The organism is Streptomyces sp. NBC_01465 (genome assembly GCF_036227325.1).
Classification (GTDB): Bacteria; Actinomycetota; Actinomycetes; order Streptomycetales; family Streptomycetaceae; genus Streptomyces.
The window spans coordinates 1701046-1717196 of record NZ_CP109467.1; the positions used below are offsets into that span (position 1 = coordinate 1701046).

General features: G+C 68.0%; 13 protein-coding genes, 1 tRNA gene and 1 pseudogene. 11 read left to right on the top strand and 4 right to left on the bottom strand.

Annotated elements, in window-relative coordinates:
* Nucleotides 1-8: 8 nt before the first annotated feature.
* The 3 genes and pseudogenes from OG707_RS07815 to polA all read right to left on the bottom strand — a co-directional run bounded on the left by OG707_RS07815 (nucleotide 9) and on the right by polA (nucleotide 4412).
* Entirely contained in the window at nucleotides 9-146 is a 138-nt protein-coding gene (locus OG707_RS07815; RefSeq protein WP_329115787.1) for an SPW_0924 family protein, read from the bottom strand.
* 348 nt (nucleotides 147-494) lie between these two features.
* Nucleotides 495-1517: pseudogene (locus tag OG707_RS07820) on the bottom strand (lytic transglycosylase domain-containing protein); the annotation flags it as partial.
* A 183-nt stretch (nucleotides 1518-1700) separates the two neighbouring features.
* Entirely contained in the window at nucleotides 1701-4412 is a 2712-nt protein-coding gene (gene polA, locus OG707_RS07825) for a DNA polymerase I (protein ID WP_329115789.1), read from the bottom strand.
* A 125-nt stretch (nucleotides 4413-4537) separates the two neighbouring features.
* Between polA and OG707_RS07830 the strand changes: the two genes are divergently transcribed.
* The 9 genes from OG707_RS07830 to OG707_RS07870 all read left to right on the top strand — a co-directional run bounded on the left by OG707_RS07830 (nucleotide 4538) and on the right by OG707_RS07870 (nucleotide 14328).
* Complete coding sequence (locus OG707_RS07830) at nucleotides 4538-6817, top strand: FdhF/YdeP family oxidoreductase (protein ID WP_329115791.1); 2280 nt, start codon at nucleotides 4538-4540, stop codon at nucleotides 6815-6817.
* A gap of 61 nt (nucleotides 6818-6878) precedes the next feature.
* Complete coding sequence (locus OG707_RS07835; RefSeq protein ID WP_329115793.1) at nucleotides 6879-7343, top strand: PaaI family thioesterase; 465 nt, start codon at nucleotides 6879-6881, stop codon at nucleotides 7341-7343.
* Between the two features lie 50 nt (nucleotides 7344-7393).
* Complete coding sequence (locus OG707_RS07840; RefSeq protein ID WP_329115795.1) at nucleotides 7394-7831, top strand: hypothetical protein; 438 nt, start codon at nucleotides 7394-7396, stop codon at nucleotides 7829-7831.
* Nucleotides 7828-8433 carry a Tat pathway signal sequence domain protein gene (locus OG707_RS07845; RefSeq protein ID WP_329115797.1) on the top strand — a complete coding sequence of 202 codons (606 nt, stop codon included), beginning with the start codon at nucleotides 7828-7830 and terminating at the stop codon, nucleotides 8431-8433. The genes OG707_RS07840 and OG707_RS07845 overlap by 4 nt, the downstream gene beginning before the upstream one ends.
* Before the next feature lie 269 nt (nucleotides 8434-8702).
* Nucleotides 8703-9926 (top strand): branched-chain amino acid ABC transporter substrate-binding protein, encoded by a 1224-nt coding sequence (locus OG707_RS07850; protein WP_329115798.1) that lies wholly within the window; start codon nucleotides 8703-8705, stop codon nucleotides 9924-9926.
* A gap of 97 nt (nucleotides 9927-10023) precedes the next feature.
* On the top strand, nucleotides 10024-10956 hold the full coding sequence (locus tag OG707_RS07855) for a branched-chain amino acid ABC transporter permease (RefSeq protein ID WP_329115800.1): 933 nt from the start codon (nucleotides 10024-10026) through the stop codon (nucleotides 10954-10956).
* Nucleotides 10957-10961: 5 nt separating this feature from the next.
* Nucleotides 10962-12746, top strand: coding sequence for a branched-chain amino acid ABC transporter permease (locus OG707_RS07860; RefSeq protein WP_329115801.1), 1785 nt, complete (start codon nucleotides 10962-10964; stop codon nucleotides 12744-12746).
* A gap of 8 nt (nucleotides 12747-12754) precedes the next feature.
* Nucleotides 12755-13615, top strand: a complete 861-nt coding sequence (locus OG707_RS07865) for an ABC transporter ATP-binding protein (RefSeq protein WP_329115803.1) — start codon at nucleotides 12755-12757, stop codon at nucleotides 13613-13615.
* The gene (locus OG707_RS07870) at nucleotides 13612-14328 is read left to right on the top strand and encodes an ABC transporter ATP-binding protein (RefSeq protein ID WP_329115805.1); all 717 of its coding nucleotides are present in this window, start codon (nucleotides 13612-13614) and stop codon (nucleotides 14326-14328) included. Before OG707_RS07865 ends, OG707_RS07870 begins: the two co-directional genes overlap by 4 nt.
* 61 nt (nucleotides 14329-14389) lie before the next feature.
* Here OG707_RS07870 and OG707_RS07875 read toward each other — a convergent pair whose 3' ends face one another.
* On the bottom strand, nucleotides 14390-15046 hold the full coding sequence (locus OG707_RS07875; protein WP_329115808.1) for an ANTAR domain-containing response regulator: 657 nt from the start codon (nucleotides 15044-15046) through the stop codon (nucleotides 14390-14392).
* Between the two features lie 92 nt (nucleotides 15047-15138).
* Between OG707_RS07875 and OG707_RS07880 the strand changes: the two genes are divergently transcribed.
* Together OG707_RS07880 and OG707_RS07885 are read left to right on the top strand one after the other, a co-directional pair.
* A tRNA-Leu gene (locus OG707_RS07880) sits at nucleotides 15139-15221 on the top strand.
* Between the two features lie 74 nt (nucleotides 15222-15295).
* A complete protein-coding gene (locus tag OG707_RS07885) occupies nucleotides 15296-16084 on the top strand; it encodes a helix-turn-helix domain-containing protein (protein ID WP_329115810.1) in 789 nt (262 codons plus the stop codon).
* Nucleotides 16085-16151 lie beyond the last annotated feature (67 nt).

A 16151-nucleotide genomic window follows, 5' to 3' on the forward strand; every position in this document is an offset into this window, starting at 1 on the left:
GCCCTCCGCTACTTCTTGGGGCCGGGGACTGTGGTGAGCAAGGGCTTCGGCGAGGTGTGGCCTGCGGGGGCGCCGATCGCCGAGATCGTGAGGACGAGGGCGAGGGCGACCGCCAGCCCGATGGCGGCGGCTATGAGGGCGCGCATACTCGGCCTCCAGGGAATCTGATACGGCGTCAGGGCTTCGGGGCTGGGGCACCGTAGCAATGCGGCGGCCAGATGAGAACACGTTGCACCGCACGGCCCCGGCCGGTGCACGCGAAAGTGCCCGGCCGCTGGTGCGGCCGGGCACTTTCGGGGGCTGCCGGGTCAGTTGGCGGCGCAGGTGTCCGACGGGGACGGACTCGGGGAGTCCGACGGCGACGGGGACGGGCTCGCACTGTCCGACGGCGACGGGCTCGGGGAGTCCGACGGGGAGGGGCTCGCGGAGTCCGAGGGCGACGGGGAGGGGCTCGCACTGTCCGAGGGGGACGGGACCGGCGTCGGGCAGATGTCGCCGCTCGGCGTGGGCGTCGGGGTCACCGTCGGCGTGGGCGTCGGGGAGGGCTTGCCCGTCTTCGACGGGGATGGGCTGGGGCTCCGAGTCGGCTTCGCCGAGGGGCTCTTGGAGGGCTTCGGGGTCGCGGAGGGACTCGGGGTGGGCGTGCTTCCGCCGCCGCCCGTGCTGTTGTCCGTACCGCCGGTGCCGTAGCCCGCACCGTTGGAGTCGGTGCCGGCGGGCAGGACGCCCGTGCCGTCCGGGACCTCGTGGCTGCCCTTCTTGTAGTACTCGAACCACGACATGACCGTGGTGAGGTACTCCTGCGAATGGTTGTAGCTCAGGATCGCCGCGTCCAGACCGGCCGTGACAGCGACGTCGCGGCTGCCCGCGCAGAGATAACGGGCGGTCGCCAGCGAGGCGTCGTAGATGTTGTTCGGGTCCTTCTTGCCGTCGCCGTTCGCGTCCTGCCCCCAGGTCGCCCACGTCGAGGGGATGAACTGCATCGGGCCCACCGCACGGTCGTGCGTGCGGTCGCCGTCGTACTGGCCGTTGTCGGTGTCGGAGATGTTGGCGAAGCCGACACCGTTGAGGACCGGGCCGAGGATCGGGCTGAGCGTGGTGCCGTTCGCGTCCACACGGCCGCCGCGCGCCTGACCGGACTCGACCTTGCCGATCGCGGCGAGCAGCTGCCAGGGCAGATGGCAGCCGGGGTCCGTGCCGGCGACGGTCTGCTGCGCCTGCTTGTACGCGGCGAGGACGGTCGCGGGGATGCCGGACTCGGCGTCAGTGGTGGGGGTGTCGACGGAGGTCCCGGGCTTGGCCGGGGTCGTCAACGGCGGAAGATCCGTGAAATACGGGGAGTTGCCGGTGGCGGGGGTGTCGGAGGGGGTGGTCGCCGTCCCTGCGGACTGCCCGCCTCCGGGTGTGGAGCCGATGGCGCCGGGCGCCTGTGAGGCGGTCATGGCCGCCACTGCGAGCGCGGCCACCGTGGTGGCGGTGGCCCCCTTGCGCAGCCGTCGCCCGAATTGCGCTGCCATACGTCTGGGTCCCTCCCCTTTGACTCCTGTTCGCGCTCCCCCAGCGCGTGGACCCAGGCGACACTACGACAACTTCCCACACGTGGACACAGGGCTGTGACCGCTTTTCACCAGTTACTCACCTAGTGCGTACGCGATTGGTCAGGGACGGGAGACCTCCCCCGTCCCTGACCCGGGTCACGGTCAGTGGGCCGCGGACTCCCAGTCCGTGCCCACGCCCACCGAGACGTCCAGCGGCGCGCGCAGTTCGGCCGCCGCCGCCATCTCACGGCGCACGACCTCCTCGACCCGCTTGCGCTCGCCCGGCGCGATCTCCAGCACGATTTCGTCGTGCACCTGGAGCAGCATCCGCGAGGTGAGGCCCGCCTCGGCCAGCGCCCGGTCGACGTTGAGCATCGCGACCTTGACGATGTCCGCCGCCGTGCCCTGGATCGGAGCGTTCAGCGCCATCCGCTCGGCCATCTCACGGCGCTGGCGGTTGTCGCTGTTCAGGTCGGGCAGATAGCGGCGGCGGCCGAGCATCGTCTCCGTGTAGCCCGTCGCCCTGGCCTCCTCCACCACGCGCTGCAGATAGTCCCGCACCCCGCCGAACCGCTCGAAGAACGTGTCCATGAGGCCACGCGCCTCACCGGCCTCGATGTTCAGCTGCTGGGAGAGACCGAACGCCGAGAGACCGTAGGCCAGTCCGTACGACATCGCCTTGATCTTGCGGCGCATCTCCGGGTCGACCTCGGACTTCTCCACACCGAAGACCTGCGAGGCGACCGTCGTGTGCAGGTCCTCGCCGGTGGCGAACGCCTCGATGAGGCCCTCGTCCTCCGACAGGTGCGCCATCACCCGCAGTTCGATCTGGCTGTAGTCCGCCGTCATCAGCGACTCGTAGCCCTCGCCGACGACAAAACCGCGGCGGATCGCCCGGCCCTCGTCCGTACGCACCGGAATGTTCTGCAGGTTCGGGTCGGTCGACGAGAGCCGGCCCGTCGCCGCCACCGTCTGATTGAACGTGGTGTGGATCCGGCCGTCCGTGGCCACGGTCTTGATCAGACCCTCGACCGTGACGCGCAGCTTGGCCTGCTCACGGTGGCGCAGCATGATCACCGGCAGCTCGTGGTCGGTCTGCGCGGCCAGCCACGCCAGCGCGTCCGCGTCCGTCGTGTAACCGGTCTTCGTCTTCTTCGTCTTGGGCAGGCCCAGTTCACCGAAGAAGACTTCCTGGAGCTGCTTGGGCGAGCCCAGATTGAACTCGTGCCCGACCGCTGCGTGCGCCTCCTTCACCGCCTGCTGCACGGCGCCCGCGAACTGCTCCTCCATGCCCTCCAGATGGGCCCGGTCCGCGGCGATCCCATGACGCTCAAGCCGCGCCAGCAGCGCCGACGTCGGCAGCTCCACATCGTGCAGGAGGCCCGCGGCGCCGACCTCCTTCAGCCGCTCACCGAACGCCGCACCCAGATCGAGCACGGCCCTCGCCTGCGTCATCAGCGCCTCGGCCTCGGCCTGGTCGTCACTTCCGAACGCCAACTGCCCGTCGCTCGCGGAAGCCGGAGCCAGCTCACGCGCCAAGTACTCCACCGACAGCGCGTCCAGCGCGAAAGAACGCCGGCCCGGCTTCACCAGATACGCGGCCAGCGCCGTGTCCATCGTGACGCCGTCGACGCTCCACCCGTGCTCGGGGAAGACCCGCATCGCCGCCTTGGCGTTGTGCATCACCTTGGGCTGCGCGCCATCCGCGATCCACGCGGCGAACGCCCGCTCGTCGGCCTCGTCCAGCTGCGCCGGGTCGAACCAGGCCGCAGCGCCGCCGGCCGCCGCAAGCGCCACCTCCGTGACACTGCCCGTGCCCAGCGCCCACGTGTCGACCGTCGCCACACCCAGCGGCTGCCCGCCGTGCTGCTCCAGCCAAGGGGCCAGCTCACCCGCGGACAGCACGGAGCCGTCCAGCTCCACACCGGCCGCCGGAGCCGCCGTCTCCTCCTCGCCCGCACCCGGGTCCACGGCAAGCAGCCGTTCCCGCAGCGAAGGATTGCGGATCTCCAGTACGTCCAGGACACCCATCAGCGCCTCGCGGTCGTACGCCGCCCGCTCCAGCTCCGCCGGACCCTTCGGCAGCTCGACGTCGCGCACCATCTCCGTGAGGCGGCGGTTCAGCTTCACCGCGTCCAGGTGGTCGCGGAAGTTCTGCCCGGCCTTCCCCTTGACCTCCTCGGCGCGCTCCACCAGATCGTCGAACGAACCGAACTGGTTGATCCACTTCGCCGCGGTCTTCTCCCCCACACCCGGGATGCCCGGCAGATTGTCCGACGGGTCGCCGCGCAGCGCAGCGAAGTCCGGGTACTGCTGCGGCGTCAGTCCGTACTTCTCTTCAACCTTCTCCGGCGTGAAGCGGGTCAACTCCGAGACGCCCTTGGTCGGATAGAGCACCGTGACGTGCTCGGTGACCAACTGGAAGGAGTCCCGGTCACCCGTGACGATCAGTACGTCAAAACCGGCCGCCTCCGCCTGCGTGGCAAGCGTGGCGATCACATCGTCCGCCTCGAAACCGTCGACCGCGAAACGGTCCACGTGCATCGCGTCCAGGACCTCGCCGATCAGCTCGACCTGCCCCTTGAACTCGTCGGGCGTCTTCGAACGGTTCGCCTTGTACTCGGGAAACTCCTCCGCACGCCACGTCTTGCGCGACACGTCGAACGCCACGGCAAGATGCGTGGGCTCCTCGTCGCGCAGCGTGTTCGCCAGCATCGACGCGAAGCCGTAGATGGCATTGGTCGGCTGGCCGCTCGCGGTCGTGAAATTCTCCGCGGGCAGCGCGAAGAACGCCCGGTACGCCAGAGAGTGCCCGTCCATGAGGAGCAAGCGGGGGCGGGTGTCTGCGGTCTGCTTCGATGCTGTCTTGGCCACGTCCCCGATCCTGCCACGGAGCACTGACAATCCAGACCTCCACGGACCTCGCCGGGGCGACTGTCAGCGGTGCGTGACAGGATCGGTAGCGTACGAAACGAACCGCCCGCTCGAAGGGGAGCACCATGGCTGCCAAGCCGCCCGCAGGTGACCCGGTCCAGGACGCGCCGCAGGTCGCGGCACCCAAGCACGCCGCAGCCGGGCTCCCCGCCATCGGCCACACCCTCAAGATCGCCCAGGCGCAGATGGGTGTGGTCCGCACCGCGCAGACCCTTCTCAAGGTCAACCAGAAGGACGGCTTCGACTGCCCCGGCTGCGCCTGGCCCGAGGGCGACAAACGGCACACCGCGGAATTCTGCGAGAACGGGGCGAAGGCCGTCGCCGAAGAAGCGACGCTGCGCCGCGTGACCCCCGAGTTCTTCGCCGCACACCCCGTCGCCGACCTCGCCGGCCGCAGCGGGTACTGGCTGGGACAGCAGGGCCGCATCACCCAGCCGATGCTGCTGGCCGAAGGCGCCGAGCGCTACGAGCCCGTCAGCTGGGACCGCGCCTTCGAGATCATCGCCGAGGAACTGCACGCCCTCGAATCCCCCGACGAGGCGCTCTTCTACACCTCGGGCCGCACCAGCAACGAAGCCGCCTTCCTCCTCCAGCTCTTCGCCCGCGCCTACGGCACCAACAACCTGCCCGACTGCTCCAACATGTGCCACGAGTCGTCAGGCTCCGCGCTCGCGGAGACCATCGGCATCGGCAAGGGCAGCGTCTCCCTGGAGGACATGCACCAGGCCGACCTGATCATCGTCGCCGGACAGAACCCCGGCACCAACCACCCGCGCATGCTCTCCGCCCTGGAGAAGGCCAAGCACGCGGGCGCGAAGATCATCTCGGTGAACCCGCTGCCCGAAGCCGGCCTGGAGCGCTTCAAGAACCCGCAGACCCCGCAGGGCATGCTCAAGGGCGCCGCCCTCAACGACCTCTTCCTGCAGATCCGCATCGGCGGCGACCAGGCCCTCTTCCGCCTCCTCAACAAGCTGATCCTGGAGACGAACGGCGCCGTCGACGAGCTCTTCGTCCGTGAACACACCCACGGATACGAGGAGTTCGCGGCCACCGCGCGCGAAGCCGACTGGGAGCAGACGCTCACCGCGACCGGCCTCACCCGCCCCGAGATCGAGCAGGCCCTCGCCCTCGTCCTCGCCTCCAAGCGCACCATCGTCTGCTGGGCCATGGGCCTCACCCAGCACAAGCACGCCGTGCCGACCATCCGCGAAGTCGTCAACTTCCTTCTCCTGCGCGGCAACATCGGCCGCACCGGCGCCGGCGTCTGCCCCGTCCGCGGCCACTCCAACGTCCAGGGCGACCGCACCATGGGCATCTTCGAACGCCCCGCCCCCGCTTTCCTGGACTCCCTCGACAAGGAATTCGGGATCGTCTCGCCCCGCCACCACGGGTACGACGTCGTCCGCTCCATCCAGGCCATGCGCGACGGCAAGGCCAAGGTCTTCTTCGCCATGGGCGGCAACTTCGTCGGCGCGACCCCCGACACCGACGTCACCGAAGCGGCCATGCGCAAGACCGCGCTCACCGTCCACGTGTCGACCAAACTCAACCGCTCGCACGCCGTCACCGGCCGCCGCGCCCTGATCCTGCCCACCCTCGGACGCACCGACAAGGACGTCCAGAAGAGCGGCAAACAGGTCGTGACCGTCGAGGACTCCATGGGCATGGTCCACGCCTCCCGCGGCAACCTCACCCCCGCGAGCCCCCACCTCCTCTCCGAACCGGCCATCGTCGCCCGCATGGCCCGCGCCGTCCTCGGCGGCGAATCGGCCATCAACTGGGAGGAGTTCGAGAAGGACTACGCGACGATCCGCGACCGCATCGCCCGCGTCGTCCCCGGCTTCGAGGACTTCAACACCCGCGTCGCCCGCCCCGGCGGCTTCGCCCTCCCGCACGGCCCCCGCGACGAACGCCGCTTCCCCACCCACACCGGCAAGGCCAACTTCACCGCCGCCCCCGTCGAATACCCGGCGCTCCCCGAAGGCCGCCTGCTGCTCCAGACGCTGCGCTCCCACGACCAGTACAACACCACCATCTACGGCCTCGACGACCGCTACCGCGGCATCAAGGGCGGCCGCCGCATCGTCATGGTCAACCCCGAGGACGCGGCCGAACTCGGCCTGGCCGACGGCTCGTACACCGACCTCGTCAGCGAGTGGAAGGACGGCGTGGAGCGCCGCGCCCCCGGCTTCCGGGTCGTCCACTACCCCACCGCCCGCGGCTGCGCCGCCGCCTACTACCCGGAGACGAACGTCCTGGTCCCGCTGGACGCGACGGCCGACGTCAGCAACACCCCCGTATCGAAGTCCCTGGTCGTACGTCTGGAACAATCGACCACCGCCTAAGCGTTTGCTTAAGGTCGGGCCGGAAGAGACCCAGGACCACCGCACGAACGGAGCCGTACCCATGGGCGAGCAGACCACTGTGAAGTTCCCGCAAGAGGTCGTCGACGAGTACGCCGCACTCGGCGTCGACCTCCCCGCGCTCTTCTCCGCCGGACACCTCGGCGAGCGCATGGACGTACGGATCGTCGAAGCGTCCGCGGACCGCGTCGTCGGCACCATGCCCGTCGAAGGCAACACCCAGCCCTACGGCCTCCTCCACGGCGGCGCCTCCGCCGTCCTCGCCGAAACCCTCGGCTCCGTCGGCTCCATGCTCCACGGCGGCCCCTCGAAGCTCGCCGTCGGCGTCGACCTCAACTGCACCCACCACCGCGGCGCCCGCAGCGGCCTGGTCACCGGCGTCGCCACGCCCGTCCACCGCGGACGCTCCACGGCAACGTACGAAATCGTCATCACCGACGAGAACGACAAGCGCGTCTGCACGGCCCGCCTGACCTGCCTGCTGCGGGACGTCGGCGCCAACAGCTGACCCCTGCGCGGCTGTTGTCGCCGCGCCACCACCGCTTTAGCGTCATCAGTATGAGGAGAAAGGCAACGCCCCGGGCCCGACGGTCCCGCAGCCGTGCCGCCGCCCTCACCACCGTCCTGCTCACCGCCGCCCTGGGGGCGGGCTGCTCCTCCAACAGCCCGTCCGCAGCAGGCAGCACCCCCAGCCCGGTCGACACCTCGCCCGTCTCCGCCTGCACCAAACTGATCTCCTACTGGGCCAAGGAAACGATCACCGGCAGCAAATGGGCAGGCCTCGACTGGGAACAGAAGGGCCTCTCCAACCAGCAGTACGAAATCATGGACGCGATCATCAAGAACGCCCGCGCCGAGCAGAAACAGCACGGACTGCCCGCAGCGAAAGCCCTGATCGACCGCCAGTCCAAAGACCGCTGCACGGCAGAGAACGGCGCCACCTGGAGCTCCGACAACTGGCGCCCGCCGAGCGAGCAGCACTCGACCGGCCCATGAGCGGCACCGGGCCCATAGAGGAAGGCGCGTACGACCCCGCAACGCGCCCCACCGAAGTCATCGCCGCAGGCCCCCCGCCCCGCCGCCCCCGCCCGCTCCTCAGAGCCGCACTCGCCGTCGGCGCCGCCGCCCTCGCCCTCACCGCGGCACTCAGCCACGCCCAGCACACCCCGTCGCCGCGCCCGCAGCCCGAGCCCGCCCCACTGCCGCCCCGCCCCACCGGCGTCACCTCACTCACCTATGCCGGAACCGCCGGACCACCCGACCCCCGCAGCCACACCTTCACCTTCCGTATCCGCGCCACCCTCACGCAGGGACCCCCCACCACCCTGGAACAACTCAGCCAGCCCTACGACGAGTTGACCATGACGCTGGAACCCGCAGCCCCCGTCGTTCTGCATTCCGGAAAGACCCGTTCCATCCTCCTGACAATCACCGCGCACCGATGCACGGGACTCCCCCTCGACACCGAACTCCCCTACCTGAATGTAACGCTGCGTAACATGCGCGCAATAGAAAACCCCAGCTACATACTCGGCGCCACATACGCCGCAGACCTGACAAAGTCACTGCGCGCAATCTGTCCGCAAACCGTTCGGTGAACCATCCAACTCTCGTAACGGAACTGCGGTTTCTCACATAGTGAGCCAACCGGTGCAGACCACTAAAGCGCGATCTGCCCGCATTGCCCTCCATGCGTTTCGCATTGGCATAACAAGACAGTCACATCCTGACGGCCCCGCTCCCGCACCCCACCCCCTGCCCTTAGAGTCACGGCCAGTCACCGCGCCGCCGGCAGCACCACCCAGTACGGCCCGGCGAGTGCAACGGCTCCTCAGCAGAGGGGGCCGCGCCTGGGAAAGGACTCACCGTGCGAAACCGTTCTTTGCTCATCCTCACCACCGCCATCACCACCGGTGCCCTCACACTGACCGCCTGCGGTTCGCGCGACGACAACAAGAGCAGCAGCAGCGGCACCACCGTCTACATCGGTGTCGATGCCCCGCTCACCGGTTCGCTCTCCGCGCTCGGCCAGGGCATCAAGAACTCCGTCGACCTTGCCGCGAAGACCGCGAACAAGAACAACGAAGTCAAGGGCGTCACCTTCAAGATCGTGGCCCTCGACGACCAGGCTGTACCGGCCTCCGGCCACCAGAACGCCGTCCAGCTCGTCGCCAACAAGGACGTCCTCGGCGTCGTCGGCCCCCTGAACTCCGGCGTCTCGCAGTCGATGCAGTCCGACTTCGCCAAGGCCCACCTCACCCAGGTCTCCCCGGCCAACACCAACCCCTCCCTCAGCCAGGGCGACAACTGGGGCTCCGGAGACCTGAAGCGCCCCTTCGACACCTACTTCCGTACGGCCACCACCGACGTCATCCAGGGCCGCTTCGCCGCGCAGTACTACTACAACGACGCGAAGAAGCGGAAGGTCTTCGTCATCGACGACAAGCAGACCTACGGCGCCGGCCTCGCAGCGATCTTCTCCAAGGAATTCGAGCGACTCGGCGGAAAGGTCGTCGGCACCGACCACATCACGGTGAAGGAGACCGACTTCTCCTCCACCGCCGCCAAGGTCAAGACCGCAGGCGCCGACTCCGTCTACTTCGGCGGCCAGTACCCCGAGGGCGGCCTCATCGCCGACCAGGTCAAGACCGCCGGAGCCAAGGTCCCCACCATGGGCGGCGACGGCGTCTACGACCCCGCCTTCATCAGCGCGTCCGGCACCTCCAACGACGGTGACCTCGCCACCTCGGTCGGCTACCCGGTCGAGAAGCTCGACACCGCGAAGACGTTCATCGCCGACTACAAGGCAGCCGGATACAAGGACCCCTACGCGGCCTACGGCGGCTACTCCTACGACGCCGCCTGGTCCATCATCCAGGCCGTCAAGACAGTCGTGAACGACAACGACGGCAAGCTCCCCGACGACGCCCGCGCCAAGATCACCACGGCCATGGCCAAGGTCTCCTTCAACGGTGTGACCGGAGCAGTCGCCTTCGACCAGTACGGCGACACCACCAACAAGCAGCTCACCGTCTACAAGGTCGAGGGTGGCGTCTGGAAGTCCGTCAAGAGCGCCACGTTCAAGGACTGACCACCGCACCGCCCCGCATCACCTGATCCAGACCGCGCGGGGGCGCAACAGCGCCCCCGCGCGGAGTCATACCCGACACACTCATCGGAGGCCTGCGGTGCACGAACTGCCGCAAACGCTGGCCAACGGCCTGACCCTTGGTGCCCTCTACGGCCTCGTTGCCATCGGCTACACCATGGTTTACGGCATCGTCCAGCTCATCAACTTCGCCCATGGCGAGATCTTCATGATCGGCGGCTTCGGCGCCCTCACCATCTACCTCTGGCTCCCCAGCGGAACCAGCCTGCTGGTGACCATCCCCCTCATGCTCGTCGGCGGCATCATCGCCTCGACACTGATCGCGACCGCCGCCGAACGATTCGCCTACCGGCCACTGCGCACCGCGCCCCGCCTGGCCCCCCTGATCACCGCGATCGGCCTCTCCATCGCGCTCCAGCAGATCGTCTGGGGCTTCTACCCCGACGCCAAGAAGCCGCGCCCGTTCCCCCAGTTCGCCGACTCCGCCTTCCAGATCACCGACAACCTGCGGATCCAGCGCGCTGACCTCTTCCTCCTCATAGCCGCCCCCGTCTGCATGATCATCCTCGGGATCTTCGTCAACAAGAGCCGCTCAGGCCGCGCCATGCAGGCCACCGCACAAGACCCCGACACCGCAAAGCTCATGGGCATCAACACCGACCGCATCATCGTGATGGCCTTCGCCATCGGCGCCACCTTCGCCGCCGTCGCCGCCGTCGCCTACGGCCTCAGGACCGGCTCGATCGGCTACGAAATGGGCTTCATCATCGGCCTCAAGGCCTTCACCGCAGCCGTACTCGGCGGCATCGGCAACATCTACGGAGCCATGCTCGGCGGCGTCGTACTCGGCCTCGCCGAAGCCCTCTCCATCCAGTACATCCAGGACATCCCCGGAATGGACAAGCTCGGCGGCGGCGCCTGGGCCAACGTCTGGGCCTTCGTCCTCCTCATCGTCGTCCTCCTGGTCAGGCCCCAAGGCCTACTGGGCGAACGAGTCGCGGACAGGGCGTGATACCGATGACCACCACCACCCACGAGACCACCCCGGTCATCCCGCTCCCGGCCGCGGCAGCACGCCTCGCCACCACCGTCGGCGCGCTCGCCACGCTCGTCTCCACCTTCCTCGCCTGGACGTGGACCAGCGAATTCCCCGGCGACCTCACCGTCACCGGATACCCCGGCGGCCTCCAGATCGTCACCCTCACCGGCGCCCTGCTCACGCTGCTCTTCCTCGCAGCCGGCTACGGCACCCCAGGACTCCGCTGGCTCAACCCGGCAGGCACCAACAACGCCGTACTCCTCCTGGCCGTCGGCACCTTCGCCACCACCTGGTTCACGGTCATCGCCATCGCCCAGGAACTCGGCGGCATCGCCAACCTCGAACCCGGTGGCTTCGTCGCAGCAGCGACCTCCCTCATCACCGTGCTCGCAGCACTGGGACTCCCGCTCCCCCGCACCACCGACCCGACCGCCAACGGCCTGAAGAAATCCCTCTTCCCGGTCTTCGGCACCGGCGGAACCCCACTCAGTCGCCCCAAGCAACTCCCCTCCTGGGCCGAGATCCTGATCGTCGCCGTCGCATTCGCCCTCGGCCTCTACATCGCCGCTTACGGCATCCAGGCCACCAGCGAACTCTTCGTCGGCTTCCTCATCCTCGCCGGCTTCGGCGTCCTCGCGCTCTCCCGATCCGGCCTCAGCAGCCGCCTCAGCGCACTCACCGCGAAGTACCGCAAGGTGACCGTCCTCGCAGCCTTCGCAGCCGCCGCGGCGTTCCCCTTCACCCAGGACACCGACGAGTTCACCCTCCTCGCCGTCTCCATCCTGATCTTCGCCACCGTGGCCCTCGGCCTCAACGTCGTCGTCGGCCTCGCCGGACTCCTCGACCTCGGATACGTCGCCTTCCTCGGCGTCGGCGCCTACACCGCCGCCCTCGTCTCCGGAACGACCGCCTCCACCTTCGACGTCCACTTCCCCTTCTGGGCCGCAGCCCTCACCGGCGCCGCAGCCTCCCTCATCTTCGGCGTCCTCATCGGCGCCCCCACGCTGCGACTGCGCGGCGACTACCTCGCCATCGTCACCCTCGGCTTCGGAGAAATCTTCCGCATCGCCATGGGCAACCTCGACGGCTCCTCGGGCCCCAACATCACCAACGGCCCCAACGGCATTCCGAACATCCCCGACCTCAAAATGTTCGGATTCGACTTCGGAGTCGAGCACAGCATCGGCGGCTTCACCCTCGGCAGTTACGCCAACTACTTCTGGCTGATGCTGATCTGCACCGCCCTCGTCGTGACGATCTTCGCCCGCGCCGGCAACTCCCGCATCGGCCGCGCCTGGGTCGCCATCCGCGAAGACGAGACCGCCGCCACCGCCATGGGCATCAACGGCTTCCGCGTCAAACTCATCGCCTTCGCACTCGGCGCCACCCTCGCCGGACTCGCCGGCACCGTACAAGCACACGTACAGCACACCGTCGTCCCCGAGATGTACGTCTTCGCAGGCCCGGTCCCGCCCAGCTCAGCCTTCCTCCTCGCCGCCGTCATCCTCGGCGGCATGGGCACCATCACCGGCCCGCTCCTCGGCGCGACACTGCTCTACGTCATCCCCACCAAGCTCCAGTTCCTCAACGACTACCAGCTGCTGTTCTTCGGCCTCGCGCTCATCCTGCTGATGCGCTTCCGTCCCGAAGGCCTCATCGCCAGCAAGCGACAGCAGCTCGAATACCACGAGGCCGACGAACCCGCCCTCCCCGAACAACGACTCGGCGGCACCACCACCGGCGTCACCAAAGCAGGGGCGTGAGGACCGACATGACCACCGACACCACCACCGGCGCCCCCGTCCTGGAGGCCACCGGAGTCACCATGCGCTTCGGCGGACTCACCGCCGTACGAAGCGTCGACTTCACCGTCAACAGCGGCGAGATCGTCGGCCTCATCGGCCCCAACGGCGCAGGCAAGACCACCTTCTTCAACTGCCTCACCGGCCTCTACATCCCCACCGAGGGCACCGTCCGCTACAAGGGCACCGTCCTCCCCTCCAAGCCCCACCTCGTCACCAAAGCCGGCATGGCGCGCACCTTCCAGAACATCCGGCTCTTCTCCAACATGACCGTCCTGGAGAACGTCCTCGTCGGCCGCCACACCCGCACCAAAGAAGGCCTCTGGTCGGCCCTCCTGCGCGGCCCCGGCTTCAAGAAGGCCGAAGCCGCATCGCACGAACGCGCCATGGAACTCCTCGAGTTCACCGGCCTCGCCGCCAAAGCCGACCACCTCGCGCGCAACCTCCCGTACGGCGAACAGCGCAAGCTCGAAATCGCCCGCGCCCTCGCCAGCGAACCCGGCCTCCTCCTCCTGGACGAGCCCACCGCCGGCATGAACCCCCAAGAGACGCGCGCCACCGAAGAGTTGATCTTCGCCGTACGCGACCAGGGCATCGCCGTCCTCGTCATCGAGCACGACATGCGCTTCATCTTCAACCTCTGCGACCGCGTCGCCTGCCTCGTACAAGGCGAAAAACTCGTCGAAGGCACCTCCGACGTCGTCCAGAGCGACGAACGCGTCATCGCCGCCTACCTCGGCACCCCCTTCGAAGGCGCCCCCGGCGCCGAAGAAGTCGCCGAAGTAGAAGCAGCAGCGGATGCCGCAAGCACCGAAGGAGACACCAAGTGACCGCTCTCCTCGAGGTCGAAGACCTCAGGGTCGCCTACGGCAAGATCGAAGCCGTCAAGGGCATCTCCTTCAGCGTCGAAGCCGGCCAGGTCGTCACCCTCATCGGCACCAACGGTGCGGGCAAGACCACCACCCTCCGCACCCTCTCGGGCCTCCTCAAGCCCATCGGCGGCAAGATCACCTTCGAGGGCAAGCCGCTCGCCGGCGTCCCCGCGCACAAGATCGTCGCGCTGGGCCTTGCCCACTCCCCCGAAGGCCGCCACATCTTCCCGCGCCTCAGCATCGCGGAGAACCTCCAGCTCGGCGCGTTCCTCCGCACCGACAAGGCGGGGATCGAGAAGGACATCCAGCGCGCGTACGACCTCTTCCCCATCCTGGGAGAACGCCGGAAGCAGGCCTCCGGCACCCTCTCCGGCGGCGAACAGCAGATGCTCGCCATGGGCCGCGCCCTAATGTCCCAGCCCAAGCTGCTCATGCTCGACGAGCCCTCCATGGGGCTCTCCCCGATCATGATGCAGAAGATCATGGAGACCATCGTCGAGCTGAAGTCCCAGGGCACGACGATCCTCCTGGTCGAACAGAACGCCCAGGCCGCGCTCTCGCTCGCCGACTACGGTCACGTCATGGAGATCGGCAAGATCGCGCTCTCCGGCACGGGCCAGGACCTGCTCCACGACGAGTCCGTCCGCAAGGCGTACCTCGGCGAGGACTGACCCCTCCAGGGAATGCAGAGGGCCCGCACCGGCTGGTGCGGGCCCTCTGTTGCGCTTGGTACTACTGGCCCTTCGCGGCCTTCTTCTCCTCGGCGTCCTCGATGACCGCCTCGGCGACCTGCTGCATCGAGAGGCGCCGGTCCATCGACGTCTTCTGGATCCAGCGGAACGCGGCCGGCTCGGTCAGTCCGTACTGCGTCTGCAGGATCGACTTCGCGCGGTCCACGAGCTTGCGCGTCTCCAGGCGGAGGGTGAGGTCGGCGACCTCGGACTCCAGAGCCTTCAGCTCGGAGAAGCGGGAGACGGCCATCTCGATGGCCGGCACGACGTCGCTCTTGGAGAACGGCTTCACGAGGTACGCCATCGCTCCGGCGTCCCGCGCCCGCTCCACGAGGTCGCGCTGCGAGAACGCGGTGAGCATCAGCACGGGGGCGATGGACTCCTCCGCGATCTTCTCTGCGGCGGAGATGCCGTCCAGGATGGGCATCTTCACATCGAGGATGACGAGGTCGGGCTTGTGCTCCCGGGCGAGATCGACGGCGGTCTGCCCGTCACCGGCCTCGCCTACGACCGCGTAGCCCTCTTCTTCGAGCATCTCTTTGAGGTCGAGGCGGATGAGGGCCTCGTCCTCGGCGATGACGACACGGGTCGTCAGCGGCGGGACGTGCGACTTGTCATCGTCGTCGGCGACGGGCTGGGGCGACTCGGGGGCGGTCACGGGGACTCCTCGTTGCGGGGCATGCGCTGCCCCATGAGCCTACCTAGAGGCGGGGGCGCACAGTGACCCGGTACACTTCCGATCAGCACCGAGCCGGGTTGGTGAAATGGTAAACACGGAGGTCTCAAACACCTCTGCCTGAAAGGGCTTGCGGGTTCGATTCCCGCACCCGGTACCTCTTGAATGTGTGCAGAGTCACACTCTGCCGATCTCACCTTGTGGGATGCGGCCAACACGCACCGTTGACGTATGAACTTCCACGACTCAGAGGTGCGCCAGAAGGCCCTCACATTGCTGCGCGGCGGGGCTAAGAATGCCGATGTCGCACGCGAGCTGAACGTGCCTGCTGGGACCATCGGCTACTGGCTCCACACGGAACGATCCAAGCGCGGCGAGTGCCCCGGGAAGCACAATCCGAAGTGTCCACGATGCGATGGCGTCGCGTTCGACGAGCGCGCCTACGCCTATCTGCTGGGCCTTTACCTGGGCGATGGGCACATAAGCCTGTACTCCCAGCACCGGTCACCCAGCCTCATGATCACCCTCGACGATTCGTGGCCCGGCATCCAGGACGAGGCCGAGTCGGCAATGCGCGCGGTGTTCCCGGAGAACGCCACGTGCCGGGTCCGCAAGACGGGCTGCCACAACATCAAGATCTACTCGAACCACCTGTACTGCCTGTTTCCTCAGCACGGCCCCGGCAGGAAGCACGAGCGCCCCATCGCCCTCAAACCCTGGCAGCAGGAGATCGTGGACGCCCACCCCTGGGACTTCATCCGTGGGCTCATCCACTCCGACGGGTGCCGGAACATGAACTGGACCACGCGGATCGTCGGCGGTGAACGCAAGCGGTACGAGTACCCCCGCTACTGGTTCACCAATGTCTCCGTCGACATCCTGAAGCTCTACACGGACACCCTCGACAAGCTCGGCATCCAGTGGAGGCCCTGCACCCGGCACGGGAAGCCGTGGAACATCTCCGTCGCCCAGCGCGCATCCGTCGCACTCATGGACCTACACGTAGGACCCAAGTACTGACCGAACAATGTGACGCGTCACAACCCCCCACAGCCCCGCCAGGGATCATCACCAAATCCCCTTCGAA